The organism is Paenibacillus sp. EB106-05-06-XG162, assembly GCF_058791655.1.
On sequence record NZ_JBYTDT010000022.1, the window covers coordinates 49,784 to 74,279 of the forward strand.

A 24,496-nucleotide genomic window follows, 5' to 3' on the forward strand; every position below is an offset into this window, starting at 1 on the left:
ACTTAATTACCAACTTGAAGGGCTTTAACAAGCGATGATATAACCCCTAAATGCACAGCTTCGTGGATGAACGCGAAGTTAAACACCTCGCCTGCTGTGGCGAACTTCAGCGGCCCCATTTCAAACGGTACGTCCAATGGTATAATGAGCGACTCGGGGTTAACGCGGGACAGATCATCAAGCTGTAAGGACAAATATTGAATGAGCTCCTCTTTCGACGGTGGTGCAGCGGTCCAATCTGCCGGTTTTGTTCCGGACATGAATAGGCCGACATAACTTTCCGGAAGCTTCGTATTTAATGCAGGGCCTGCGGAGAGGAACCAATTCAGCATCGTGGCGATATGACCAACATTCCAACGAATTGTATTGTTAAATCCTGCGGGTGTCATATCATAGATTTCTTCCGGAATTGCTTGAATGGATCCGATCACCAATTGATGTGCCGTTATTGCGGTTTGGATGCTTGCTTGAGACATTGTACATTCCTCCTAATGGTTTGGTTCTCTTGCTTACACCACCGACTTTAGATCACAAACCACTGCCAGAACCATGCTTTTCACTGCCATTTGGTGCCAACATGGCGTTTTTTCTTCGTTTAGCAGCAAAAATGGCGGCTGCTTCCCATGTATTCCCCGGGAAACAACCGCCATTTCTATAGGTCTATTCATTGTGCTCTACTAAGGATATTTTTCTCCTTCAAACTCGTTGCAATCAGACGTGATCCAGCATTCTGCCAATTGTAGCAGGTTCGTTCAGGCACATAGGTACGGAACCACTCCAACGCATCTTTGGAAGTCTGGTCCAACTGATCGTCCGAATACCGTACACTGTATGGCTTGATTCCAATGACATAGGGGAAGAACAATGCATTGTAGAATTTCCATTCATCTGTTGTGCCGAATGGTTCATCCCGATTGGGCTTCATTTGCATAATACTGTGGATCAACAAAGACTTCAGCTCATTCGCCCGTTCCAACACACCATCCGCTGCTCCGCGCATTCGAAGCCTCTCGTCCATCAATTTCAATTGTGTGAGCGGGCTCGACGCCAATCGTTCCAGGTTGCCTAAGTTACTGAGCGCCCGCCGAATGAGGCGGTAGAGCTCCTCATCATCCATTTCATCCGGCTTCGATTCTTCATTGATTCGCACTTGAACACTTTCGACCAACCGCAGCTTGGATCGCTCTGATCGAAGCTTGGGAAACGTCATGAGCGCAAAGTTGTCGAGCATTGCCCGAATCGGATACACCAACACCTGAAATGCAATGGATATCATCATACTGACCATCAGTAATGACAGTGTCTTAGCATTGAGCCCCGTCTCCGTCCCGAGCCAAATAACAAGTGCCACTTGCCCAGAAAAAATAAGCGTAAAAAAAATGGAATAATCGAGCGATCGGAACAAATCGGGCAGCCATGCCTCGCCTTGCTCTCTGATTTCCTTAATCAATATATATCCGCCAAATAACAGCATTCCAGCACCGTTTGCGACGAGCATACCTTGACTCCATCCACCATATAAGTAAAAGAGCGTCGCAGCTGTCATGCAGATAAAGGTCAGAAGCGGCAAATAAATGAAGGCATAGAAGACAATCGGTCGCTTCGGCCGCTTGGACACCGACCCCCATATAGAGAACAGCAGCAACAGAATAAGCAGCACACACAGAACGGTTGTATAAGAAATACGATAGCGCTCCAGATTGTTAACGACAGACAGCCAGATCCCGCTTCCCAGCGCTAACGACGTTAGCCCATACTTCCATAACGACCATACTAGATTCCGTTGATGTGCCTGCACAGCGAACATCGATAAAACGGCGCCTTGCCACAATACGAGAGGTAAGTAGCCGCTGATGTCCCGCACCTTGCCTAGCACCAATACCATATTGGGCTGGGCTGCTGCACTGTAGGGGAGCAAGACAGCTGCTCCATATCCGAGTGAGCACACCAATACACCAAGTCCAGTCAGTAATAGCCGGACGTTTTTGATATCCCGATTGATCAGATATAAGCCAAACCAAAACATAAGTCCAAAATAGATGAGCTGTATAACCATCAGGCGGAAGGTTCTCCTTTTCAATAGAATGGGGGGTAAATTCTCAATTCATATGTATTATTGGATATTTTAACCATATCACAAATAGCCTTAAAAAAATGCATAGTTGCAGCATTTTGTTCGTGATTCAATCTGAGCTTCGTGATGAATATGATAACCTGACTCTATGGAAATGGAAATAGAACAGCCTGGAACCATGAGTTCCAGGCTGTAATTTGCTGATCTCTGCTATTAAATTCACTTCCTTAATTTTGTAGTTGAACCTTCCATAATCTCTGAATTTCCACGAGTTCGTCTTTATCAAATTCCATCCTGTAGATATCTGGTTTAGAGGTCTTCCACAGAAACTCCAAGTCGTATTGACGGTCATAATATCCCATCATTAATGTCATAACAACCCCATGCGTTCCTATTACAACCTTCTGCCCCTGATATTCCTTCAAAATTCGTTTCAGAGCTAGGATGGCACGGTTCTGGCAAGTCATGATGGATTCCCCGTCAGGTGTCGAATATTCTGGGTCCGAGAACAGCTTCTCAACAAGAGGATACAGCTCCTTATCAGGCATAATCTTATCGTCACTTACAAACACCGTTTCTCTAAGCTCTTCAAGAACGTTGACTTCTTTATCCGAAGATTGAGCTAGTTCCTCGATCGTCAATGTAGCTCTTCGATAGGGGCTTGATACAAAATGATCTATTCCTTCATCTCTCAATAATTCGGTTATGATGTGGGCATCTAATTTACCCTTGTCCGTTAGACCGCGTGTTCTCTCGTTTCCTTCTATTTTGGGTGATTCTCCGTGTCTAACCATGTAAATAAAGGTTCTCATACTATCCTCCGCCTGAATTATCATTTTATATCACGGTACTCAACTGTAATCTTCGATCAAAGATATTTTACCCTCACGCGTCTCAAATACGGACTTACCTTTCAGCTGCAGCTTATCTCCAGCCTTCAACCCGTTAGGCAAATCCACGGCAAGAATGCCTTCATAATCAATTTGCACTTCAATTTGGTTATCTGCAGCACTATAGCTGGCAATGCTCTGACGACGACTCGAGAATATCTGAGAGGATTGTTCTGCTAGCATTTTGAACTCTTCTACCCCTCTGGTTTCCGTATTCAATTCACCATTAGCAAAATTCCTGAAGACGATATCTTGATGCAAGAGCTGAACCATACCTGCAACATCAAACACATTGTAAGCCTCAATATAATGTTCAATAAGTTCTCTTTTCTCTTTGCTCGTCATCCTCATACTCCTCCCATATGATAAATACTTATATCATCGTCTTGGTGATGGTTCGCATAGCGCTTATAATTCCTTTGTCATAAAAACACTATAGGGATCTTCGATATAATCAGCAAATGGAGAGCAGTAATGGAATCCCGCACGCTCATATAAGTTCCTTGCAGCTTTAAAGGATTCCATTGAGCCCGTCTCCAGACTGAGTCTCTTATAATGACGCTGCTCAGCTACGGCAATGATATGTTCAAGGATTTGACTAGCAACGCCTTTTCTTAAATGCGAGGAAGAGGTGCGCATAGATTTGATCTCCCCATGTGTTTCATCGAGCTCTTTAAGTGCCCCACAGCCAAGCAATTCATCTTGTTCCCATGCACTCCAGAACGTAATTTCAGGTTTTTTCAACCCCTCTAGATTGAGCGCATGGACGCTTTCCGGCGGTGAGTTCTCAAACATGCCGCTCAGATGCTCCATAATTAATGCTTTTACTTTATCTCCGGTCAGGTCATCCACTCGAATCTCCACAACGATCACTCCAAATCTCAATTACTTATGTTTTTCCTTTACTTCTTCCCCCGTTGCAATCGGATTGTCACTGTAAGAAATCCAATCGCTCCAGCTTCCTGCATATAACCTTACATTCTGATATCCCGCTTCATGCAGCGCGATCACGTTCGGACACGCCGAGACACCCGATCCGCAATAGACGATAATACGCTCTGCCTGATCTGCGCCAAGCTCCGCGAACCGAGCTTTCTGCTCCTCTGCTGAACGCCACGTCCCCTGCTCATTCAAGGCTTCTTTCCAGAACGCATTCACCGCACCCGGAATATGACCCGCAACAGGATCAATCGGTTCGATCTCGCCGCGATACCGCGGTGCTTCTCGTGAGTCAATCAGGAGGACGTCCGGCTTCGTCATTTCTTGCCGTAACTCGTCGATATGAATGACGAAGCGATTGTCGATCTGCGGCACATAGGTTGCAGAACTTGTCGGATCTGGTTTCTCGATGGTTGTCGGATATTCCCGAGCTACCCAAGCGCTGTATCCTCCGTCCATGATAGAAGTGCCGCCTGCATGCCCTGTGTAGTGTAAAATCCACCATAGACGACTAGCCATCATGCCGCCTTGATCATCATAGGCCACGACATGCTTCGAACCATCGATTCCGATACTGCTAAATTTGGCTGCGAGTGCATCCAGATGAGGGAGAGGATGTCTCCCGCCATGTTCGCCAACCGGAGATGACAGGTCCCGATCCAAATCCAAATAATAAGCACCAGGCAAATGACCCGCTTCATATTGCCGCTGCCCCAAATCCGGTGCAGCTCCGCCCATCATGAACCGGCAATCAACCAAAATCACGTTCGAATCCGCTAGATGCTTATGTACCCATTCCATCGATACAATGTTGCCTTGTCTCATGTTCTACCGCCTCCTTTTTGCTATAATATAACAATATCGATTTGGATAGAGGAGGTCAACGATGAACGCATTCCAAGACAACTTGCCAGCCATGCATATCGTCCCAATGACGACAACACATGCAGCAGCCGTCTGCAGCTGGGAATTCGAACCGCCATACAATATCTACGGATTCCTACCATGGGAACAGATGCAGAAGATTGGAATCGAATTCGGAGACCCGCAGCTTCGTGATGAACAATACCGTGCGATTGAATCCCCGGACGGCGAGTTGATCGGATTCGCGCAATTTTTCCCCATGGCCAATGTCACCCGGTTAGGCATCTGTATGCGGCCCGATTTATGCGGACAAGGATTAGGAAGCCGATTTATGGATACCATTGTACAAGAAGCGATTCGTCGTGCACCGCTAGATGAGATTGATCTTGAAGTTCATAGCTGGAATAAGCGTGCAATCCGCACCTATCAGAAGGCAAGTTTTGTAATTACCGATACCTATGACAGACGTACCCCAACAGGTATCGCTGAATTCCATTGCATGGTTCTGCAAGGACATTCATCACGATAAAGCGGCTTAATGGGCATTAGTCACAAAATTGTCATTTACACCTTTTGGAATATAGTGTTACGATGGTGTATAGCTGTGGTAAATTTAAGAAGTAGCATGCAAAGGGGGCGAACATATGCAAAAGTGGATTATGAGCACATTGTTTTTCGGGGCTTGTACCTTAGCCATTGTATTGATGTTTACGTTGAACGCTGGTCCTAAAGGCGAACAAAAGCAAGAAGCGAAGATGCCTGAAGTAACTCTTGATGCAGCAGCAGCGGAAGCAACTGTGAAGAAGGCGAACTGTATTTCTTGCCACGGTAACTCCCTTGAAGGCGGCGTCGGACCGAATTTGCAAAAAATCGGAGCGCAATTGGACGAACAAAAGCTTTACAAGATTATCACTAAAGGGAAAGGCAGCATGATGCCTTCTTTTAAAGACAAGCTAAAAGAAGAAGAAATCGCGAATGTAGCTAAATGGCTCGCTGCGAAAAAATAAGAACTGCAATAAATAGAAGAAACACGCCCTGCCTCTCACCCGAGTGAGAAGTAAGACGTGTTTTTTTGTGTTCCCTGGTCGTTACGTTAGACGGATCATGGCGACAATATTCTCTCCAATGCTCACATCGATCAAATGATAATTCGAATCGTAGGTCACCTCAGCGCTACCAACCTGGATGATCTTATCTTCACCAAGCCCATAGAACACATCATCCGCCAATGCCTCGAGAACTTCCTTCCGTTCTCCTTCCCCGAGCCTCTCCCATTCCTCTGCGGTCATCTCAAAAAACTCGTAGCAATCCGGAATCTGAGCGACAGCCGCCATTAGATCCACCAAAATATCTGCATATTCTCTGCCGTGTTTAACTCCCATGAACCTCACTCCATTCCTAACGTTGTCCTGTCCCAGCACAATTCCTTCTTTATTATACCTAAATTTTTTGGCTAAAGCTGACGATAAATAGTATATTACAACTCTTTACCGCCCAATTTGGCGACTAGCGTCGAAAACTAAGGATGGTACCTATTTTATTTCTCATGGATGAGGTGTGCACGTGGAAAAATCAACATTAGCCGGTATTATTTTAGGTCTCTCTGCGATTTTAGTCGGGATGTATTTAAAAGGCGCTCCCTTGGAGTCGCTCTACAACCCAGCTGCCTTTATGATTATTTTTGTCGGTACAGCAGCATCGATATGTATGGCCTTTCCAATGTCCGAGCTGAAGAAGATACCTAGACTGTTTGGCCTCGTGTTCAAGCAGCAGCAATTGATCGACCGTACAGAATTGATCCGTCTCTTCACAGAATGGGCAAGCATTACGCGTCGTGAAGGTCTGCTTGCGCTAGAGGCGAAGGTCGAAGAGATCGACGATGATTTCATGCGCAACGGCATGCGAATGATCATCGACGGGAACGAACAAGATTTCGTACGCGACGTCTTAATGGAGAACATTAATGCAACCGAGACGCGTCACCGTTCGGGAGCACTGATCTTTCAACAAGCGGGGATGTACGCACCGACGCTCGGGGTACTCGGGGCCGTTGTCGGTCTAATCGCTGCTTTATCGGACATGTCCTCGATGGAGCATCTAACCAAAGCGATCGCAGCCGCGTTTATCGCAACACTATTAGGTATTTTTACCGGATATGTGATCTGGCATCCCCTAGCGAACAAATTAAAGCGTCTATCTGAGCGTGAAATCCAAGTGCGGTTAATGATGGTTGAAGGTCTACTATCCATCCAATCTGGTGTATCTACGATCGCGATCGGCCAGAAGCTAGCTGTATTCCTAACTCCTGCAGAACGCGTGAAAATGGAGGAAAAGGAGGAAGCCGGCGGTGAGCAAAAAGAGTAGAAAGGCCCATCACGATGAACATATTGATGAATCCTGGCTCATTCCTTATGCCGATATTCTAACCCTATTGCTCGCGCTGTTTATCGTTCTCTACTCGATGAGTGCTGTCGATGCGAAGAAATTCGAAGAGATGAGCCAAGCCTTCAGTGCCGCTTTTAGTGGCAGTACGGGCATCTTAGATCAGACCTCCGTCATCAAGTCAGGACCTGCGAACGGCAAGAAAGATAAAGAGGACAAGAACACAGGGAATATTGATATCAAAGATAAAGATAAGATGGCGGCTATGAAGCAAGAAGAAGAGAACATGGCCAAAATCAAAAAGAAGCTGGATCAATATATTCAAGAGAATAATTTGACGTCACAGCTCAGTACCAAGCTCAATCAGTCACAGCTCATGATAACGATTAGCGATACAGCACTCTTCTCTTCAGGAAGCGCGGCCGTCAAGCCGGAATCTCGTAATCTAGCCGTGACCATGGCGGACATGCTAGAGCAATTCCCAGGCTATGAGATCATTATCGCGGGGCATACGGATAATCAACCGATCTCCAATTCAGAGTTTGAGTCCAACTGGGAGCTCAGCTCCACCCGGGCTTCGAAATTCATGAAGATTCTATTGCAGAATCCGAATCTAGATCCGAAATTGTTCAGTGTCATCGGTCAAGGAGAATATCACCCTGTGGCGAGCAACGCGACAGTCGAAGGACGGGCACAGAACCGCCGGGTTGAAATCTCGATCATGCGGAAGTTCGTGAACAACGAGGACACGAAGAGCATTACCGTGAAAAAGTGAATAACAAAAAGGCGCTTCGATGAACGAAGCGCCTTTCTTTTACTCAAAACAGCTATTAGCCTAATTGGTATTGCAGAGTCTGTCCAAGAACTGCCTTCTCTTCCGGTGTTAAATCACGCCATGTGCCGACTCGTTGATTACCCAGATGAATATTCATAATCCGAATGCGGCGCAGCTTTCTCACTTCATATCCGAATGCTTGGCACATTCTCCGAATCTGGCGATTTTTCCCTTCCGTTAGGATGATCCGGAACTCCCGCTCGCTAATCCGCGTTACTGTACACGGCAGTGTCATCGCGCCTAGAATCCGCACGCCGCTCGCCATCCCTTGTAGGAATTGAGGGGTAATCGGGCGGTTCACAGTCACAATATACTCCTTCTCATGCCGTCCTTCTGCCCGTAAAATCCGATTCACAATATCCCCGTCATTCGTGAGCAGAATCAGCCCTTCCGAGTCCTTGTCCAATCGACCAATCGGGAATATCCGTTCCTTATGATTAATAAAATCAACAATATTTCCCGGGACATGGGACTCCGTCGTACATGTGATGCCCACAGGCTTATTCAACAGAATGTAGACATGTTTGCTTGCATCTGCAATCGGTCGGCCATTAACACGAACATCATCGCCCATTTCAGCCTGGCTTCCTAATTCTGCAACAACCCCATTAATCGTTACCTTACCGTCGGCGACCAATTTATCCGCTTCACGCCGCGAACAAAATCCGGTCTCACTAATAAACTTATTAATTCGCACTGCCATTCACCTCAAAAATCTTAAATCAACCCATCGGATTGTCTAGCTGCACTTCATATAATACAGGCAATAGGATCGTTACAGTCGTGCCTTCATTCACTACACTCGTAATCTCCATTGTACCCTTGTGATTATGAATAATACGCTGACTCACCATCAGACCAAGCCCCGTTCCGGTTTCCTTATCCGTATAGAACGGCTGACCCAGCTTGGAGATATTCTCCTCTGGAATCCCATGCCCATGGTCGATAATTTGCACACGTACATCCTTCTCATTCCAAATCTCGGTAATTAACTTAATCGTACCCCCAGACGGCATGGCTTCAAATGCATTTTTGAAAATATTGATGAACACCTGCTTCAAATGGTTTTCTTCACACTCAATCACACAAGGCTCTGGCGTAAAATGCGTATCAAAATGAATATTCACCATATTCGCCTGACTATCTAGAAGGGAGATCACATCCCCTAGTATAAACCGTACATCCTTCTTCTGAAAGTGTACCGCCTGCGGTTTGGCTAAAATTAAGAACTCGCTCACGATTAGATTAATTCGATCCAATTCCGATAGCATAATATCCGTATGATTGAGGTTTAATACTTTCTTCTGCTGCTGGAATTGCAGGAAGCCTCGAAGGGTAGTTAGCGGATTGCGAATTTCATGCGCTACCCCTGCTGCCAGCTGACCAACGGTTGTGAGTTTCTCCGAACGTCGAAGCAGCTCTTCCATCTTCTTATGCTCCGTAACATCCCGGGTAATGCTAGCAAAAGCGATACAATTCCCATTCTCGTCATAGATGGCTGAGGTCGATACACTAACATCAACAAGCCGTCCATCCTTGGTCATTCGCTGTGTCTCACGAGCCATTAGGTTCTTCCCAGATACGAGCCAGTTCATTACTCGTTCCTCTTCCTCTTGTCTCGACTCCGGTATAATCGTTAGATGCTTCCCGATAATCTGCTCCGTATTCCATCCGAAGAGCTGCTGGAAGGCATAATTCGCCAGAATCACTCGACCCTCTAGATCCACCACATGGATCGCATCCGCGGTCTGGTTAATGAAGGATTCCAAATATTCTTTCATCGCTCGGTTCTCTTCATAGGTCTGCTGCAGCTGATTGGTATAGATACTCAGGTTACGCGCCATCATATTAATCCGCCGTGCGAGAAGCCCCAGCTCGTCTTTACTCTTAATTTTGAGCCGAGCACCGAAGTGACCGTTCGCCACATCATTGACCTTATCCAAAATCGATTGAACGGGACGAATCATTCGGCCTGCGATCAAATAACTCGTAATAATCATAATCTCAAGCAGTACAATGGAAATCGCGATATAATTTACAAGCTGTTCATTCAATACACTAGAGATCATTTTATAATCCATCACGATACTGATCAAGTAAGAGTCATCATCCGACACGGGAATGAAGCTTTTAATGACATGTTCTCCGTTAATTTCTGCTTCGTAGCTAATATATTCTCCACGAGCCGCCTTCTGTACGTACTCGATATCATTGATAGGATCCACGTAAGTATAACTGCCGAATTTGATGGGTTGTTCCGAATGAAAATAGCCCACACGATCCTCGAGAGGGTTCGACAAATCCAGTGCAGATGCGAGTCTGAACAATCGAGGATCTATGCCTGTCACTTCAAGAATATTCGGATTAGCCTCAATCGTCTTGCGAACAATCTCATCCATATCGGAAATTCGTTTGTAATCTTTCAGATCACTCTCTAACATATATGTACAAATAATATAGTTGCGTTTACCATCCTCATAGAAGCTTCGCTTATCCGTGAGATCTGTTCTAGCACTGGTGTTGAACGGGGCGGGCCAAAATCTCTCCAACGGCTTATCGTTCTTAAGATCGGATGGATGAATGAATTGTTGGAAGGCAGGGTACCCGTAGTACCAATTATTTGCCACGAGACCCATGTCTGATAAATTCGAGGAACGCTGAATAGCCATCTCTCCGCGATTAGGAGCTAGGAGTGCAATATGCGAAATGCCCAGCCTTCGACTGAGCTGCTTCAGGTCCTCATTGCGGATCCGATGAATATCAGGGTCAAGTTCGCGCGCTACCGCAATCGAAGCCATATATAGCTTCTCACTAATAAGTTGCTCAACATAATCAGCCCCCGTTCGCGCCTGTTCGATCTCTAACGCAATTTGCTTAGCGGTGGCATTCATTTTATTCTTACTGTCTTCGCGCATATTCTCCTTGGTAGAAAAATAACTGAGTACGATATTGAACAACATAATAGCGATCAACGTGCTTGATATAATGAGAGATAATTTCACTTTAATCGACAAAGTTCACTCCACCTTATAACTCATCGGGTAGGTTAAATCTGGATGATGTTCCCTTTAATAATAACCCCTTCCACTCTATTTGGCAAAGAACAAATGTTCAAACTTGATAACCAAGGGATAATTTCCTACAATAGATTCTATGTTATTCACATTTTACACACAGTTCTGTGGATGATTTGGATAATATGTGTATAAGTCTGTGTACAACACGCTAGTTATCCACAGATTTGTGCACATCATGTTAACAACGAATAAATGTTCGTCGAACAAATCGCAGGAGGACCTACCCCATGCATGAAAATACTTACCATTACTGGATGCGCGCGGCGATTCAAGAGGCGCAGAAGGCCGAAGCCATCGGCGAAGTACCGATCGGTGCGGTTGTCGTCTTGCAGAATCAAATTATTGGGCGCGGTTATAATCTGCGCGAGACGACCTTCGATGCGACAGCACATGCAGAATTAATCGCGATTCGACAAGCCAGTGAGAAACTTGGCGCATGGCGTCTACTCGACTGCACACTCTATGTGACACTAGAACCTTGTCCGATGTGCGCGGGCGCAATCGTACAAGCCCGGGTACCAACCGTTGTCTATGGCACAACAGACCCGAAGGCTGGATGCGCTGGGACACTGATGAATCTATTACAAGAACCGAGGTTCAATCACCGGACGGAGGTCATCGATGGCATCGCGCAAGAAGAATGCGCAGCCTTGCTGACGAATTTCTTCCGGAAGCTGAGGAAAAATAAAGTGAAGGACGAGCTCTAAAAGTTATCCACTTGTGGATGAAACCATTTTGCGTTATAATGCATACAATAATTTCAGATCGGAATTATGCCGATGAAGAGACTCCAACTCTGAGGCGTTTGCGACAAGAGTTCCAGGTCACCCCTCATGAACTCCCTAAGTTAACCGGTCACCGCTCCGTTATCGCGGTACCAAAGTGGATTTGCTGCTGCCTACGGCAGAAGCGAATCAAGTTGGGTGGCACCGCGAGCACAGCGCTCCTCGTCCCAATCGGATGAGGGGCGCTTTTTGTGTTTTTACCACAATAACGCGTTAGCGGAAGGAGACCACCCATATGTTAGACATTCAATTCATTCGAGACCATGCAGAGCAGCTGCAGCAAGTCGCAGACCAGAAAGGTATCGCCGTATCGATTGCGGCGGTGCTCGAAGCTGATGCGCGGAGGCTCGACTTGCTCCAGCAAGTCGAAGCGCTACGGCGCGCACGCAACACGCTCGCCCAGCAGGGCGCGAGCGTCGACCGCGCATCGAGCGAAGCGATGCGCCTTACTGCCGAGGCACGGCAGCAAGGCGCCGTGCTGAAGGCACTCGAACGCGAGCTGCGCGATGCGTTCGAAGCCTGGCACGAGCTGATGCTGCTCGTGCCGAACCTGGCGTCGCCCGCCACGCCCGTGGGCGTGAGCGACGCCGACAACGTCGAAGTGAAACGGGTCGGCACAGCCCCCCGTTTCGACTTCGAGGCGAGAGATCACACCGCCCTCGGCGAGGCGTGTGATCTCTTCGATCTCGCGCGCGGCGTCAAGGTCGCCGGCACGCGCCAGTACTTCCTGCGCGGCGCGGGGCTCAGCCTGCACCGCGCCGTGCAGCAGCTCGCCCTCGATCTCCTGACGGATCGAGGCTTCACCGCGATGGACGTCCCGCTGCTCGCACGCGAGGACGCCATGACGAACACCGGCTTCTTCCCAGGTGGCCGGGATCAGAGCTATGCTGTACCGGAGGACAATGCTTGGCTCGTCGGTACCGGCGAGGTCCCGCTCGTCTCGTATTACAGCGACGAGATCGTCGAGGTCACTGAGCCCATTCGACTTGCAGCCGTATCGAACTGCTTCCGCCGCGAAGCAGGCTCAGCTGGACGCGACGTGCGCGGTCTCTATCGCGTGCATCAATTCGCGAAGGTCGAACAGGTCGTCATCTGCAAGAACGACCTCCAATTGGCCGAATCGATCTTGAACGATATGATCCATAACAGCGAGGAGTTACTTCAGCTGCTCGAGCTACCATACCGCATTGTCGCCGTATGCACGGGAGATATGGGGCAGAAGAATTATCAGCAATACGATATCGAGACGTGGATGCCAAGCCGGAATGCTTACGGGGAGACCCATTCGGCTTCGAGCTTGCTCGATTTCCAGGCTCGGCGCTCGCGCATCCGATTCATGGATGAACAAGGCAAGCCTCAATTCTGTTACACGCTGAACAATACGATGGTGGCTACACCACGCATTCTAATCCCGCTCCTTGAGAACCATCAACGCGAAGACGGCTCGATTCGCGTTCCTGCAGCGCTGCAGCCTTATATGCGCGGTATGACCGAGATTCGTCCAACCATAGGCCTCTAATAGAAGAAACAGCTGCTAGCCCACCCGGAGTGGACAGCAGCTGCTCTGATAGACGACAAAAAAATCCGCCCGAGCCTCGGGCGGATTTCTCTATTATTCTGCTGGAACGCCAGCGCCGCCGAACATTTGTGCAAGCTCATCCATCGGAATTGCATCTGGTGGAGGCGTTCCGATCTTGAAGCTTGGTTTACCGTTAATGTTCGAATACTCTGAAGTTACCTTCGCGTTTACTTTTACAGTCGATCCTTCTGCTGTTAGATCAACATTGATGTTCGCTTCTTGATAAGCAGGGAACTGATCTTTGTTCACAGCTGTAACAACGTTCAGATCATTGATCTTGAAGCCCTTCTTGATCTCAGCAAGCGCTTCTTTCAGCTTCGCTTCATCTGTCAGGTCCTTCTTCGCTGCTGCAATATCTTCTGCTTTCAAGCTTGGGATCACGTCTTTATACTTATCACTTGCGAGCAAATCAAGTACTTGCGGTGCAACGTCCTTCGCAAGAACCGTAATACCTTGCTCCAAGTTCTCATTGTTGATGGCAAGCTTCACGATTTGCTTCGCTTCTACGCCTTCAGGCAATGTGACTGACTTCGCATCAAGCTCTTGGAAGAATGTTTTGCCATCGAATTTCTCGAATAAGATCTTCATAATATCCATCGATAGCTCTTGCGATTTCGCTGTATCGAATGTTGGAACCGTTGTTTCACCCGCTTGTTCAGCAAGCTTCTTCATATCGATCTCAACGAATTTGCCAACCAAATTCTCTGGCATTGGAATCATTGGGATACTCGGAATCTTCACCCACATTTTTTCTTTCGTGAGTACGATCGGCATATTCAGTGTGAAGGATGCATCGCCTTTAATCGTCAGATCCACGTTCATTTCCATTTGCATTGGATCTTTCTGATAAGCACCTGTCACTGTAACCTGAGCATTCTTCAACATATTATAGACCATGCCCACTTCCGGATTCGCTGTAAGCTCCGGACTGGATACGTTCAGATCATTTAAAATAAATGACGCCTTGAAATCATAAGATTTCATTTTCGCAGCATTATCCATTGCAGCTTGAAGTGCTTCCTTCGGATCTTTCTTTGCCCCACAACCGGATAATACGAGCATGACTGCAAGCATACCCATCACGACGGACATCCATAACTTCCTGTTCAAATCAATTTCCCCCTCAATCCATAGAAAAATTTCATACCGTACTATCATAGTACATTTTCCATGAATTGCAAACGGTTTTCTGTAATATTTTCAAATTATTCTCAATTGGTGCTTTTTTCCTAGTGGATATCCTTCTTCTTAAATCGCCCGCCACTTACATCATGAATGTTTCCAATCGCGAGGAAGGCCGAAGGGTCTAATTCCTGTACAATGGTTTTTAATTTGGCTTCTTCTAGACGCGTGATAACGGCAAAAATAACTTTCTTATTATCACCAGAGAATCCACCTTCCCCGTTGAGATAAGTTACGCCCCGTCCCAAGCGGCTGAGGAGCGCTTCACCAATCTCACGATGGCTATCACTAATGATCCAGACCGATTTCGACTCGTCGAAACCTTCAATGGTCGTGTCCATCATCTTATAAGCAACGAAATAAGCAATTAGAGAGTACATGGCACGATCCCAGTCGAATACGAGCCCTGCACTGCTAAGAATAAAGAGGTTGAAGAACATAACAATCTGACCGACAGAGAACGGCAGCTTCTTATTGAGTAGAATTGCTACGATCTCTGTACCGTCCAAGGAACCGCCGAACCGAATAACAAGTCCGACACCGATTCCGAGCAGGATACCTCCGAATACTGCTGCGAGCAATGGGTTATCTGTAAAGGATGGCGAATGGTGGAACAACATGGTACCAGCCGACATCACGGCAACTCCAAGTAATGTGGATAGTGCAAAAGTCTTACCTATCTGCTTATATCCAAGGAATAAGAACGGTAAGTTGAGGACGAATAAGAAGAGACCTAGCTTAAATCCAGTAATATGTGACAAAATAATCGAAATCCCTGTAATCCCGCCATCGATAATATTGTTGGGCACGAGGAAGAACTCTAGGGCAACGGCCATTAATATGGCACCAATCAAAATAAATACGACACGCTTCAAAATAATTGGCAGTGGTGTTCTCAAATGTTTACGTGTGGACTGCGCTGCAACTGCGCTTGCTTGTTCTTGCATCAAATTTCCCCTTTTTGTCTTGAACTGATTCTATTCAATTCAATTAGTTTAGTTACTATACTATTTATTATATAAGATATCTGCAAAATAAAAAACCTTAAATCTAAAATTAATTAGAAATAAGGTCTTTTTTTGTATTTGATTTAACTAAAATGTTCCTATGTTTTCGTAAAAATGCTATCCTTGCGGATTATTGTGACTCACATGATTATGTTGTTTTGTTTTTTTCGATCCGGATAACGGTTCTTGTTGACCTGTGCCATTGTCAGCTTGATGGTGACGTTCTTTCTGCTGTGCTTCAGGAACAGGTATTGCTTTGGATTTGGCCATCTTGTTGTACCTCCCTATTATAGATGCTCGGTATCCGTCGTGTTGTCATGATTCAAGGCATCCTGATGACGCCGATCATTGCGGTCTTGCTGCTGCTGCTGAGCTTGATGACTGTTCACTGCTGTCTGATTCAAATCATCCACAACATTGCTTAGATTTTTATCCACAGTGCCTTTGGCTTTCGTCATGATGCTGCCCCCTTGATCCTATTCATTGGTTGATGAGGTTTAATGCTCATGGGTAATGTCGTGAAGCGCTTGTGCACATTCATGAATATTGCGTGTATACGTCTGAGCCATTTCCTGAATCACCTGTGTGCGCTCATCGACAGACACGCCATCACGTTCGACATCCACCAGATCCACTCTTACTTCTCTCGAATCCACATAGGCGCATTGAAAATCGAATGTATACATTTGTCGTCCTGCAGCCTCAATATGGATACGCAGCCCTTGCGGATTGGCTCCGTCAGGCTCTATCTGCGCATGATCACCTTCTTGCAGTGTTGTTGGCAACGTCTGCTGCCAAGCATTTACCAATTGATCCTGGTTAACCGATATCGGTTCATTATTCTGCATATATGGCACCTCCTACTTACGTACACCCATTATTCTGTGAAGGGAGGATATCTTTTATACGCAAAATAACCCCACAACGTAGGGCATTGGCTTCAAAGTCGATTCAGATACTTTGCGGAGACCCCGAATAATAAAAAAGACCCTAACATCGATGATCGACGCTAGAGTCTGCTTATGTTATAAGTATGGCGGAGAGGGTGGGATTCGAACCCACGTGGGCTTGCACCCTAACGGTTTTCAAGACCGCCCCGTTATGACCACTTCGGTACCTCTCCAGATAAAATCTTTTCGTGACAAAAAAGATCTTACCATAGGTTGCCCCTAAAAAGCAAGTCCTATTTTTTAGAGATGACTTTTAGGCCGCCCATATAAGGCTGAAGTACAGCAGGAATGCGCACACTGCCGTCCGCTTGCTGATAATTCTCAAGAATTGCAGCTACCGTACGACCGAGGGCAAGACCCGATCCGTTCAATGTATGCACGAACTCTGGTTTGCCTTTCGCATCGCGGCGGAACCGGATATTCGCACGACGTGCTTGGAAATCCTCAAAGTTCGTACACGAAGAAATTTCACGGTACATATTGCTCTCAGGAAGCCAGACCTCCAGATCATACGTCTTTGCCGATGCAAAACCAATATCCGCTGTACATAATGTCAGTACACGGTATGGCAACTCAAGCAATTGTAGTACCTTCTCCGCATTTTGAGTGAGATCCTCAAGTGCTGCATAGGAATCTTCCGGCTTAACGAGCTTCACAAGCTCCACCTTGTTGAATTGATGCTGACGAATCAATCCACGCGTATCCCGGCCCGCAGAACCTGCTTCGGAACGGAAACATGCACTGAACGCAACGAACTTCTTCGGCAAATCCTCCACATTCAGAATCTCTTCGCGATGGATATTCGTCACAGGCACTTCAGCCGTTGGGATTAAATAATAATCCGTATCACGAAGCTTGAATAGATCCTCTTCGAACTTCGGCAATTGGCTCGTACCAATCAGGCTCTCGCGGTTTACAATGTAAGGCGGTAGAATTTCTTCATAACCGTGCTGATCACTATGTAAATCCATCATGAAGTTCAGTAGAGCCCGTTCAAGACGTGCGCCAAGTCCTTTATAGAATACGAAGCGTGAGCCAGTTACTTTCGCTGCTGCTTCGAAATCTAGAATGCCTAAGTCTTGTGCAACATCCCAATGCGCCTTCGGCTCGAAATCGAACTCCGCAGGCTCAGACCATCTACGAATCTCAACATTATCTTCTTCAGAAGCCCCTACAGGTGTTGCATCGCTCGGGATATTAGGAATCGCAAGCGTTAGCTCTGTGATCTTCTCATCGAGTATCCGTACTTCTTCATCCAACTCCTTGATGCGATCCGATACTTCACGCATTTCAAGAATCAAGTCATCTGCATTCTCGCGCGCTTTCTTCAATCTTGCTACTTCTTGCGACACCACGTTCCGCCGATTCTTAAGGGTCTCGCTCTCTTGCAGCAATTCACGGCGACGAACATCAAGCGCTGGAAATTCAGCGATCAAATCAAGCGATTTACCGCGATTTCTAAGCGCCTCTTCCACGCGTCCGAATTCATTTCGTAAAATTTTTACATCTAACAAATGTTTTCCCTCCAATGAAAACACCTTAACCCTTGTGAGAAAACCTCAATCGACGCATTTCGAAGATGTCCGACCGCGATTAGATGTAGGTTTTATCGCCAATCAGAAAGCAAAAGTTTTCGCATGACGAAAACTTTTGCTCTCTGATGTGGTGAGAAAGAGTCAAGGTGTTATTTACCTTATGGATTATCGTTCTACAACAGCAGATTCTTTAATCATACCCAGGAAATATTCATGCAGACGTACATCGTCCGTCAGCTCTGGATGATACGAAGCTGCTAGCAAGTGGCCTTGCCGTGCTGTTACAATCTCTCCATTAAATGTGGATAGTACATCCACCTCTGGACCAACCTGCGTAATGAGCGGCGCACGGATGAATACGGCACGGATCGGCTCATCAATGCCTTGGACTGGTAAATCCGTCTCAAAGCTCTCGCGTTGACGACCGAAGGCATTACGCGCAACGGTCATATCCATTAATTCGAGATGCGCCTCGTCTTGTCCTTCAATTCGCTTCGCGAGAACAATAAGTCCTGCACAAGTTCCGAAAATCGGCTTGCCTTGCTCCGAGAAACTGCGAACCGCATCGATAAAGTCATACTTGCGCATTAATTTACCGATTGTTGTGCTCTCACCGCCTGGAATGATCAAGCCGTCCAGCTCGTCCAGTTGCTCCACGCGCTTTACACTTACGCCTGTCGCACCTGCTTGCTCGATACTGCGAATATGTTCAGCTACAGCTCCCTGCAGCGCTAATACGCCAACCTTCATTGCAAGTCCCTTCCTTCTTACCAGCCGCGATCTTGCATGCGCTCGGATGCGCTCAATTTCGAGATTTCGATCCCTTTCATCGGCGTACCAAGGTTCTTGGACACTTCAGCGATCAACTTGTAGTCTGTGTAATGTGTTGTTGCTTCAACAATCGCACGTGCGAAACGCTCTGGGTTGTCGGATTTGAAGATCCCCGATCCAACGAATACACCGTCTGCACCGAGATGCATCATAAGCGCTGCATCGGATGGTGTCGCAACGCCGCCTGCTGCGAAGTTAACAACTGGCAATTTACCAGTCTCATGCACATCAAGCAATAGATCATAGGATACACCTAAGTTTTTCGCTTCAGCATACAGCTCGTCCTTGGACAAGTTTTGTACTTTACGAATTTGGCTGTTGATCAGACGCAAGTGACGTACCGCTTCAACGATGTTGCCTGTTCCTGGCTCACCTTTCGTACGAAGCATCGATGCGCCTTCGCCTACTCGACGAAGTGCTTCGCCAAGGTCTTTGGCGCCACATACGAATGGGATTGTGAATTCTTTCTTATTAATATGGAAAACTTCGTCCGCAGGTGTTAACACTTCGGACTCATCAATATAGTCTGCACCCAGTGCTTCTAATACTCTTGCTTCAACATAATGCCCGATACGTGCTTTCGCCATAACTGGGATAGATACCGTCTTAACGACTTCTTCAAAGATGGTTGGATCCGCCATACGAGCGACTCCGCCTGCTGCACGAATATCCGAAGGAACGCGTTCAAGTGCCATAACTGCTACTGCACCTGCTGCTTCAGCGATTCTTGCTTGCTCAGCATTCATGACGTCCATGATGACGCCGCCTTTTTGCATTTCTGCCATACCTCTTTTAACACGAGATGTTCCTGTTTCCATTATGCTCTGCCCCCCGAAATTATATCAAATACAATGATTTGTAAGGATCGATACAGCTCTTTGAAGAATGCATGAATCTAACAAAATATTTTACAGTATGCACTTGAAATAGACAACCATCTAGCTCGGAATTCAGGCAAATTAGAACAGATTTTTAATTCCAGCGAATAAGTCCTTGAAGAAGTCGCCAATAGCACGGAAGAATAGGCGCAACCATCCGCCCTTTTCCACGTCTTCTGACGCGACAAGATTCACAGTCTTCTTCTGATCGCCCTTATCTGATTTGAACGTATAAGTGATCTCTCCGACTTTCTGGCCCTTCTTAATTGGAGCTACCAATGTATCATCCATTTTCGTTGTAAACGTCACGTTATCGGTATTGGCACCCTTCGGTACAACAAAGCTTACAGCCGACTCTGTTACCGCTCCGACCTCAGTTGATTTACCCTTCTTCAACTTCGCTTTGTCTGCGCCTGGAACGACCGATTTCGGCGCTACCGCTTGCTTCACTTCGAAGTTATTGAAGCCGTAATCAAGCACTTTTTTCGACTCGATAAATCGCTTCGGTTCGGTTTTCGTTCCCATGACAACACTGATCAGACGCATGCCGTTACGTGTCGCAGTACCTGCAAAGCAGTAACCAGCTTGAGATGTATGACCTGTCTTCAGACCGTCTAATCCCGGATAAGCATAACGCTTAAAGGACGGAATGGAGGCATTAGATTCAAGCATCCAGTTATAGTTAATGATCGGTGCTTTATCACGTTCACGGAATTTATAAGATTGAATCGTTGTGAACTTGGAGAAATCCGGATGGTCTTCGACAATATGCTGTGCTAACTTCGCGATATCACGAGCCGACACAACGGTCTCGCGATCTTCTGACGGGCGATATTTCTCCGGCATATCTGCACGACTTAATCCCGTCGAGTTAATAAAGTACGCTGTTTTCATCCCCATTTTTTGCGCTGTTTCATTCATTAGCTTAACAAATTCTTGTTCAGAACCGGCTACCCGTTCGGCTAACGCAACCGTTGCATCATTCGCAGATCCAACCGCCATCGCGATGAATAGCTGTTCTACTGTATGTTGATCCCCTTGTGCAAGGAAAATACGCGATCCTTTGGTTAATGAAGCATTCTCACTTGTTGTAACAACTTCGTCCCATTTGAGTTTGCCTTGCTTCACTTGCTCTTGAACAATATACTCGGTCATCATCTTCGTCATACTTGCTGGTGGCAAGGCTACATCCGCATTAATATCCACGAGTAACTGACCTGTCGAAGCTTCCATCAAAATCGCTGAACTCACTTCGAGCTTCAATGATTCTGCAGTAGGCATTTTCGTATTTGCAGACGTGATTTCCTTCGTAAGCGACTGCGTTGTTGTCGTTGTCGTCTTCTTCTCACCTTCCGCAAAGATCGCACCCGCAGGTGCAAGCGCTCCACATAGAAGTTGGAAACCTAAGAATATAGCAATCGTCTTTTTTAATATTTGACGTTTTTTATGGTCACGTGACTTGTTATTATTCATCTCTTTCAAAACGGGTAAGTCTCCTCTCATGCACTAGCACAAATAATATAAATTAATAAACCTATAAATCATTGTAACACACGCCTATGCCCAAAAAAAAGACAGGCAGAGTAGGAACTCTGCCTGCGAGATTTAGACTTATAAAATTTGGTAAAATTGAGCCATTACACCGAGTAGTTCGGCGCTTCTTTCGTAATCTGTACATCATGTGGGTGGCTCTCACGAAGACCCGCGCCTGTAATCCGAACGAATTGTGTATCGTTCTTCAATTCCTCAATTGATGCAGTACCGCAGTAGCCCATTCCTGCACGCAGACCACCCATAAGTTGGTGAATCGTATCTGCTAATGGCCCTTTGTATGCAACGCGACCTTCAATACCTTCTGGAACGAGCTTCTTCTCGTTTTCTTGGAAGTAACGGTCTTTACTGCCTTCTTTCATCGCACCGAGTGAACCCATTCCGCGGTATACTTTGTAGCTGCGGCCTTGGTAGATTTCTGTCTCGCCTGGGCTTTCTTCTGTACCTGCGAATAGGCTTCCGAGCATTACCGCCGTTGCGCCAGCACCTATTGCTTTTACAATCTCACCGGAATATTTGATCCCACCATCTGCAATAATTGGAATACCATATTCACGAGCAACCGTTGCGCAATCATAAACTGCAGTTACTTGTGGAACACCAATCCCTGCGATCACACGCGTTGTACAGATCGAACCTGGGCCGATACCGACTTTGACAACGGATGCACCAGCTTCGATCAATTCGCGTGTACCTTCGCCTGTTGCAACGTTCCCTGCGATGATTGTTAGATCAGGATAGAGTTCACGAAGCTTACGAACCGCTTCAACGATGTTAATGTGATGTCCGTGTGCTGAATCCACTGTAATCACGTCCGCACCTGCTTGAACAAGTGCTTCTGTCCGTTCAAATGTATCTTTCGAGATTCCAACCGCTGCCCCTACTAGCAGGCGACCTTGTGCATCTTTTGCAGCACGTGGGAATTGAATGGCTTTCTCAATATCTTTAATCGTAATGAGGCCTTTAAGGGTATTCGTCTCATCTACAATCGGGAGCTTCTCAATTTTGTGCTTCTGAAGGATGCCTTCTGCTTCTTGAAGGGTTGTACCCACCGGTGCCGTTACCAAGTTCTCACGTGTCATCACTTCATTAATTTTGATCGCAAAGTCATGTACGAAACGTAAATCGCGATTTGTTAAAATCCCGACTAACTTATTATTTTCATCGACGATCGGAACACCAGATATACGATATTTTGCCATCAATGCTTCCGCATCGTAGACGTGGTGATCAGGAGTAAGCGAGAATGGGTTTGTAATAACGCCGCTCTCGGAACGTTTAACACGGTCTACTTCTTCCGCTTGTTGTGCAATCGTCATATTTTTATGAATAATCCCAATACCGCCCTCACGCGCCATCGCAATAGCGAGCGCAGCTTCCGTTACGGTATCCATACCTGCACTAATTAGAGGAATGTTCAATTTCACCGATTTACTGAGCGATACAGAAATATCAACCTCACGCGGTAGCACCTCTGACTTCCGAGGCACCAACAACACATCATCAAAAGTTAATCCTTCTTTAGCAAATTTCGTTTCCCACACCGGATAGTTCCTCCCTTAAATCTGTATTTTTAAGTATTGCCGTCAAATATTATTGTTCATCTTAGCAAAGGGGGTATAGGCTGTCAAGGAATCCGAAATAGTCATATAATTCAGTTATTTGTAGTTATATTTACACTTCGAATTCCACAGCAAAAACTGGTGAATTCCTTGTCCCTCTAACGCTTTAACTTGCTGAATTACTTCACTCTCCCCGTACGAGCGGTGAGAGCGTATCCATGTGGCAGTAAAATTCTGCAACCATGGTCTGATCTCCGCTGGATCGTTAGCGGATCGTTGATATCCAGGTTGAGAAGCGGTGACTTGCTCGGAATTCGAAGCCGTGATCTCGTCATTTCGCTTCTTCGCATCGATCATGGCATGCCGAATGACGCTTCCCGGTGCCAAATCAGGATGGGTGATCCCATAGACTCCACTGGAATAGTGGGAAGGATACGTCATTGGGGAGATGTAGTCTACTTCGCTTGCAATTTGTTCCCACACTTGACCAATGCCCATATCATTCTTCTCGGAAGTGACCAGTCCGAATACATCTGCAGAGACATAGGCACCCGCAGCATGGATCGCAGGCCGTGCGCGATGGAGGAATTGACGAATGGCCTCCACACGAGTCCGTCCTTGCTGATTAGTAAAAGCGACTTCCTGCTTCACTCGTCTTGCATTATCCGGGAATCGAACATAATCGAATTGAATCTCATCAAAGCCGTATCGTGCTGCTTCTACCGCAATCGCAATATTATAGTCCCACGTCTTCTCTAGGTAGGGGTCCAGCCATGCTGCTCCTTTCACATCATGCCATACAGCTCCATTCTTCTTATGTAATGCCCATTCTGGCTTTCTCGTGGTGAGGTAAGGATCTTTAAAAGTGACGATACGGCCAATCGTATATATTTGTTTGGCTTTCAGCCGATTGAGCAGAGCGCGAATATCTTGAATGGGAGGATTAGCATCCGCACCAATCTCTTTCACAAGCGGAATGGATGACGCATATGTTAATCTTCCTTCATCTTCCTTCACATCTATGACAAGTGTGTTCAAATCGGTCCGATCCAACAGTCCAAGCAGTCGATTGAGTGCCTTATTACTTCCAGCAACCCATCCAGAAACGTAGATTCCCCGGGCATGAATTTTCTTCGGCAGCTTATGTGCCAATACATGTTGAGCTTGTTCGGGTGTATAAGAAGAAGAGGTCATGGTCCCTTGAGATTGAGCCGTTTGTGCGTTCTTTTGCGATATAGCTGCTGAAGATTGACAACTGGTTAGAATCATTGCCAGTCCAAGAAGATTTAAGAGCAACTTGAGTTGATTTGGCATGTCTTCCACCTCCTACCCCGTAGTATGGGCGTAAATCCCTGCAATCTTGAATGGGGGTTGGAGGATATTCAGGTAAAAAATACATATTTAGACCCGCAAAGTGGTGTCTTAGCTTTGATGTCGAATCTGATACTTTGCGGGGACCCCGAAAAAACACAAAAAAAGACCACCTTCGAGAATTGAATCTCAAAAGTGGTCTTTAGCTGCTTGGCATCGTCCTACTCTCCCAGGACCCTGCGGTCCAAGTACCATCGGCGCTAG

At 46.5% G+C, this 24,496-nt stretch carries 26 protein-coding genes and 1 tRNA gene; 6 read left to right on the plus strand and 21 right to left on the minus strand.

All coding sequences use genetic code 11. From position 1 onward, the window contains the following. Positions 1-2: 2 nt before the first annotated feature. From AC3WU2_RS27955 to AC3WU2_RS27980, 6 genes are all read right to left on the minus strand, one after another. On the minus strand, positions 3-476 hold the full coding sequence (locus AC3WU2_RS27955) for a DinB family protein (RefSeq protein WP_492458188.1): 474 nt from the start codon (positions 474-476) through the stop codon (positions 3-5). Positions 477-664: 188 nt separating this feature from the next. After that, complete coding sequence (locus AC3WU2_RS27960; RefSeq protein WP_492458189.1) at positions 665-2,056, minus strand: hypothetical protein; 1,392 nt, start codon at positions 2,054-2,056, stop codon at positions 665-667. 245 nt (positions 2,057-2,301) lie between these two features. Beyond that, positions 2,302-2,886, minus strand: a complete 585-nt coding sequence (locus AC3WU2_RS27965; RefSeq protein WP_492458190.1) for a histidine phosphatase family protein — start codon at positions 2,884-2,886, stop codon at positions 2,302-2,304. Positions 2,887-2,925: 39 nt separating this feature from the next. Beyond that, entirely contained in the window at positions 2,926-3,309 is a 384-nt protein-coding gene (locus tag AC3WU2_RS27970) for a nuclear transport factor 2 family protein (RefSeq protein WP_492458191.1), read from the minus strand. 63 nt (positions 3,310-3,372) lie between these two features. Continuing rightward, complete coding sequence (locus AC3WU2_RS27975) at positions 3,373-3,828, minus strand: GNAT family N-acetyltransferase (protein ID WP_492458192.1); 456 nt, start codon at positions 3,826-3,828, stop codon at positions 3,373-3,375. Between the two features lie 21 nt (positions 3,829-3,849). Continuing rightward, positions 3,850-4,728: a sulfurtransferase gene (locus AC3WU2_RS27980; RefSeq protein ID WP_492458193.1), complete on the minus strand. Its 879-nt coding sequence runs from the start codon at positions 4,726-4,728 to the stop codon at positions 3,850-3,852. Positions 4,729-4,789: 61 nt separating this feature from the next. Here AC3WU2_RS27980 and AC3WU2_RS27985 point away from each other — a divergent pair, with 61 nt between their 5' ends. Together AC3WU2_RS27985 and AC3WU2_RS27990 are read left to right on the plus strand one after the other, a co-directional pair. After that, positions 4,790-5,296 (plus strand): GNAT family N-acetyltransferase, encoded by a 507-nt coding sequence (locus tag AC3WU2_RS27985; RefSeq protein WP_492458194.1) that lies wholly within the window; start codon positions 4,790-4,792, stop codon positions 5,294-5,296. Between the two features lie 115 nt (positions 5,297-5,411). Beyond that, entirely contained in the window at positions 5,412-5,774 is a 363-nt protein-coding gene (locus AC3WU2_RS27990) for a c-type cytochrome (protein ID WP_018759319.1), read from the plus strand. 81 nt (positions 5,775-5,855) lie between these two features. Here the strand turns inward: AC3WU2_RS27990 and AC3WU2_RS27995 are convergent, their stop codons facing one another. Further along, positions 5,856-6,149 carry a hypothetical protein gene (locus tag AC3WU2_RS27995; protein WP_314590759.1) on the minus strand — a complete coding sequence of 98 codons (294 nt, stop codon included), beginning with the start codon at positions 6,147-6,149 and terminating at the stop codon, positions 5,856-5,858. 181 nt (positions 6,150-6,330) lie between these two features. Here AC3WU2_RS27995 and motA point away from each other — a divergent pair, with 181 nt between their 5' ends. Next, complete coding sequence (gene motA, locus AC3WU2_RS28000; protein WP_492458195.1) at positions 6,331-7,131, plus strand: flagellar motor stator protein MotA; 801 nt, start codon at positions 6,331-6,333, stop codon at positions 7,129-7,131. Then, positions 7,115-7,924, plus strand: coding sequence for a flagellar motor protein MotB (gene motB / locus AC3WU2_RS28005; RefSeq protein ID WP_492458196.1), 810 nt, complete (start codon positions 7,115-7,117; stop codon positions 7,922-7,924). The genes motA and motB overlap by 17 nt, the downstream gene beginning before the upstream one ends. A gap of 55 nt (positions 7,925-7,979) precedes the next feature. Here the strand turns inward: motB and rluF are convergent, their stop codons facing one another. Both rluF and AC3WU2_RS28015 read right to left on the minus strand, forming a co-directional pair. After that, positions 7,980-8,681, minus strand: coding sequence for a 23S rRNA pseudouridine(2604) synthase RluF (gene rluF / locus AC3WU2_RS28010; protein WP_492458197.1), 702 nt, complete (start codon positions 8,679-8,681; stop codon positions 7,980-7,982). 25 nt (positions 8,682-8,706) lie between these two features. After that, positions 8,707-10,998 (minus strand): PAS domain S-box protein, encoded by a 2,292-nt coding sequence (locus tag AC3WU2_RS28015; RefSeq protein ID WP_492458198.1) that lies wholly within the window; start codon positions 10,996-10,998, stop codon positions 8,707-8,709. Positions 10,999-11,288: 290 nt separating this feature from the next. On the opposite strand from AC3WU2_RS28015, the gene tadA reads away from it, so the two are divergent. After that, a complete protein-coding gene (tadA, locus tag AC3WU2_RS28020; protein ID WP_492458199.1) occupies positions 11,289-11,768 on the plus strand; it encodes a tRNA adenosine(34) deaminase TadA in 480 nt (159 codons plus the stop codon). A gap of 313 nt (positions 11,769-12,081) precedes the next feature. Beyond that, complete coding sequence (gene serS / locus AC3WU2_RS28025) at positions 12,082-13,365, plus strand: serine--tRNA ligase (RefSeq protein WP_492458200.1); 1,284 nt, start codon at positions 12,082-12,084, stop codon at positions 13,363-13,365. Between the two features lie 93 nt (positions 13,366-13,458). Here the strand turns inward: serS (AC3WU2_RS28025) and AC3WU2_RS28030 are convergent, their stop codons facing one another. The 12 genes from AC3WU2_RS28030 to AC3WU2_RS28085 all read right to left on the minus strand — a co-directional run bounded on the left by AC3WU2_RS28030 (position 13,459) and on the right by AC3WU2_RS28085 (position 24,235). Further along, complete coding sequence (locus AC3WU2_RS28030) at positions 13,459-14,535, minus strand: DUF6612 family protein (protein ID WP_492458201.1); 1,077 nt, start codon at positions 14,533-14,535, stop codon at positions 13,459-13,461. A 119-nt stretch (positions 14,536-14,654) separates the two neighbouring features. Further along, positions 14,655-15,554 carry a YitT family protein gene (locus AC3WU2_RS28035; RefSeq protein ID WP_492458202.1) on the minus strand — a complete coding sequence of 300 codons (900 nt, stop codon included), beginning with the start codon at positions 15,552-15,554 and terminating at the stop codon, positions 14,655-14,657. A gap of 177 nt (positions 15,555-15,731) precedes the next feature. Beyond that, positions 15,732-15,884, minus strand: a complete 153-nt coding sequence (locus AC3WU2_RS28040; RefSeq protein ID WP_018759309.1) for a small acid-soluble spore protein P — start codon at positions 15,882-15,884, stop codon at positions 15,732-15,734. A gap of 17 nt (positions 15,885-15,901) precedes the next feature. Continuing rightward, complete coding sequence (locus AC3WU2_RS28045) at positions 15,902-16,072, minus strand: hypothetical protein (protein WP_492458203.1); 171 nt, start codon at positions 16,070-16,072, stop codon at positions 15,902-15,904. Between the two features lie 39 nt (positions 16,073-16,111). Next, complete coding sequence (locus AC3WU2_RS28050; RefSeq protein ID WP_018759307.1) at positions 16,112-16,462, minus strand: hypothetical protein; 351 nt, start codon at positions 16,460-16,462, stop codon at positions 16,112-16,114. Between the two features lie 186 nt (positions 16,463-16,648). Beyond that, positions 16,649-16,737 (minus strand) — tRNA-Ser (locus AC3WU2_RS28055). Positions 16,738-16,797: 60 nt separating this feature from the next. Beyond that, the gene (serS, locus tag AC3WU2_RS28060; protein ID WP_492458204.1) at positions 16,798-18,078 is read right to left on the minus strand and encodes a serine--tRNA ligase; all 1,281 of its coding nucleotides are present in this window, start codon (positions 18,076-18,078) and stop codon (positions 16,798-16,800) included. A 186-nt stretch (positions 18,079-18,264) separates the two neighbouring features. Continuing rightward, positions 18,265-18,849: a pyridoxal 5'-phosphate synthase glutaminase subunit PdxT gene (gene pdxT, locus AC3WU2_RS28065; RefSeq protein WP_492458206.1), complete on the minus strand. Its 585-nt coding sequence runs from the start codon at positions 18,847-18,849 to the stop codon at positions 18,265-18,267. A gap of 17 nt (positions 18,850-18,866) precedes the next feature. After that, positions 18,867-19,748, minus strand: coding sequence for a pyridoxal 5'-phosphate synthase lyase subunit PdxS (gene pdxS, locus AC3WU2_RS28070; protein ID WP_018759304.1), 882 nt, complete (start codon positions 19,746-19,748; stop codon positions 18,867-18,869). Between the two features lie 141 nt (positions 19,749-19,889). Beyond that, the gene (locus tag AC3WU2_RS28075) at positions 19,890-21,281 is read right to left on the minus strand and encodes a D-alanyl-D-alanine carboxypeptidase family protein (protein ID WP_492458211.1); all 1,392 of its coding nucleotides are present in this window, start codon (positions 21,279-21,281) and stop codon (positions 19,890-19,892) included. A gap of 164 nt (positions 21,282-21,445) precedes the next feature. After that, the gene (gene guaB, locus AC3WU2_RS28080) at positions 21,446-22,903 is read right to left on the minus strand and encodes an IMP dehydrogenase (protein ID WP_314590736.1); all 1,458 of its coding nucleotides are present in this window, start codon (positions 22,901-22,903) and stop codon (positions 21,446-21,448) included. Between the two features lie 114 nt (positions 22,904-23,017). Further along, entirely contained in the window at positions 23,018-24,235 is a 1,218-nt protein-coding gene (locus AC3WU2_RS28085) for a putative glycoside hydrolase (RefSeq protein WP_492458207.1), read from the minus strand. Positions 24,236-24,496 lie beyond the last annotated feature (261 nt).

What these genes read in the sequence shown, in the direction of transcription:
- AC3WU2_RS27955 (WP_492458188.1), bottom strand. Translation starts at nt 476, where the DNA reads ATGTCTCAAGCAAGCATCCAAACCGCAATAACGGCACATCAATTGGTG.
- AC3WU2_RS27960 (WP_492458189.1), bottom strand. Translation starts at nt 2,056, where the DNA reads ATGGTTATACAGCTCATCTATTTTGGACTTATGTTTTGGTTTGGCTTA.
- AC3WU2_RS27965 (WP_492458190.1), bottom strand. Translation starts at nt 2,886, where the DNA reads ATGAGAACCTTTATTTACATGGTTAGACACGGAGAATCACCCAAAATA.
- AC3WU2_RS27970 (WP_492458191.1), bottom strand. Translation starts at nt 3,309, where the DNA reads ATGACGAGCAAAGAGAAAAGAGAACTTATTGAACATTATATTGAGGCT.
- AC3WU2_RS27980 (WP_492458193.1), bottom strand. Translation starts at nt 4,728, where the DNA reads ATGAGACAAGGCAACATTGTATCGATGGAATGGGTACATAAGCATCTA.
- AC3WU2_RS27985 (WP_492458194.1), top strand. Translation starts at nt 4,790, where the DNA reads ATGAACGCATTCCAAGACAACTTGCCAGCCATGCATATCGTCCCAATG.
- AC3WU2_RS27990 (WP_018759319.1), top strand. Translation starts at nt 5,412, where the DNA reads ATGCAAAAGTGGATTATGAGCACATTGTTTTTCGGGGCTTGTACCTTA.
- AC3WU2_RS27995 (WP_314590759.1), bottom strand. Translation starts at nt 6,149, where the DNA reads ATGGGAGTTAAACACGGCAGAGAATATGCAGATATTTTGGTGGATCTA.
- tadA (WP_492458199.1), top strand. Translation starts at nt 11,289, where the DNA reads ATGCATGAAAATACTTACCATTACTGGATGCGCGCGGCGATTCAAGAG.
- serS (WP_492458200.1), top strand. Translation starts at nt 12,082, where the DNA reads ATGTTAGACATTCAATTCATTCGAGACCATGCAGAGCAGCTGCAGCAA.
- AC3WU2_RS28035 (WP_492458202.1), bottom strand. Translation starts at nt 15,554, where the DNA reads ATGCAAGAACAAGCAAGCGCAGTTGCAGCGCAGTCCACACGTAAACAT.
- AC3WU2_RS28040 (WP_018759309.1), bottom strand. Translation starts at nt 15,884, where the DNA reads ATGGCCAAATCCAAAGCAATACCTGTTCCTGAAGCACAGCAGAAAGAA.
- AC3WU2_RS28045 (WP_492458203.1), bottom strand. Translation starts at nt 16,072, where the DNA reads ATGACGAAAGCCAAAGGCACTGTGGATAAAAATCTAAGCAATGTTGTG.
- AC3WU2_RS28050 (WP_018759307.1), bottom strand. Translation starts at nt 16,462, where the DNA reads ATGCAGAATAATGAACCGATATCGGTTAACCAGGATCAATTGGTAAAT.
- pdxT (WP_492458206.1), bottom strand. Translation starts at nt 18,849, where the DNA reads ATGAAGGTTGGCGTATTAGCGCTGCAGGGAGCTGTAGCTGAACATATT.
- pdxS (WP_018759304.1), bottom strand. Translation starts at nt 19,748, where the DNA reads ATGGAAACAGGAACATCTCGTGTTAAAAGAGGTATGGCAGAAATGCAA.
- AC3WU2_RS28075 (WP_492458211.1), bottom strand. Translation starts at nt 21,281, where the DNA reads ATGAATAATAACAAGTCACGTGACCATAAAAAACGTCAAATATTAAAA.
- AC3WU2_RS28085 (WP_492458207.1), bottom strand. Translation starts at nt 24,235, where the DNA reads ATGCCAAATCAACTCAAGTTGCTCTTAAATCTTCTTGGACTGGCAATG.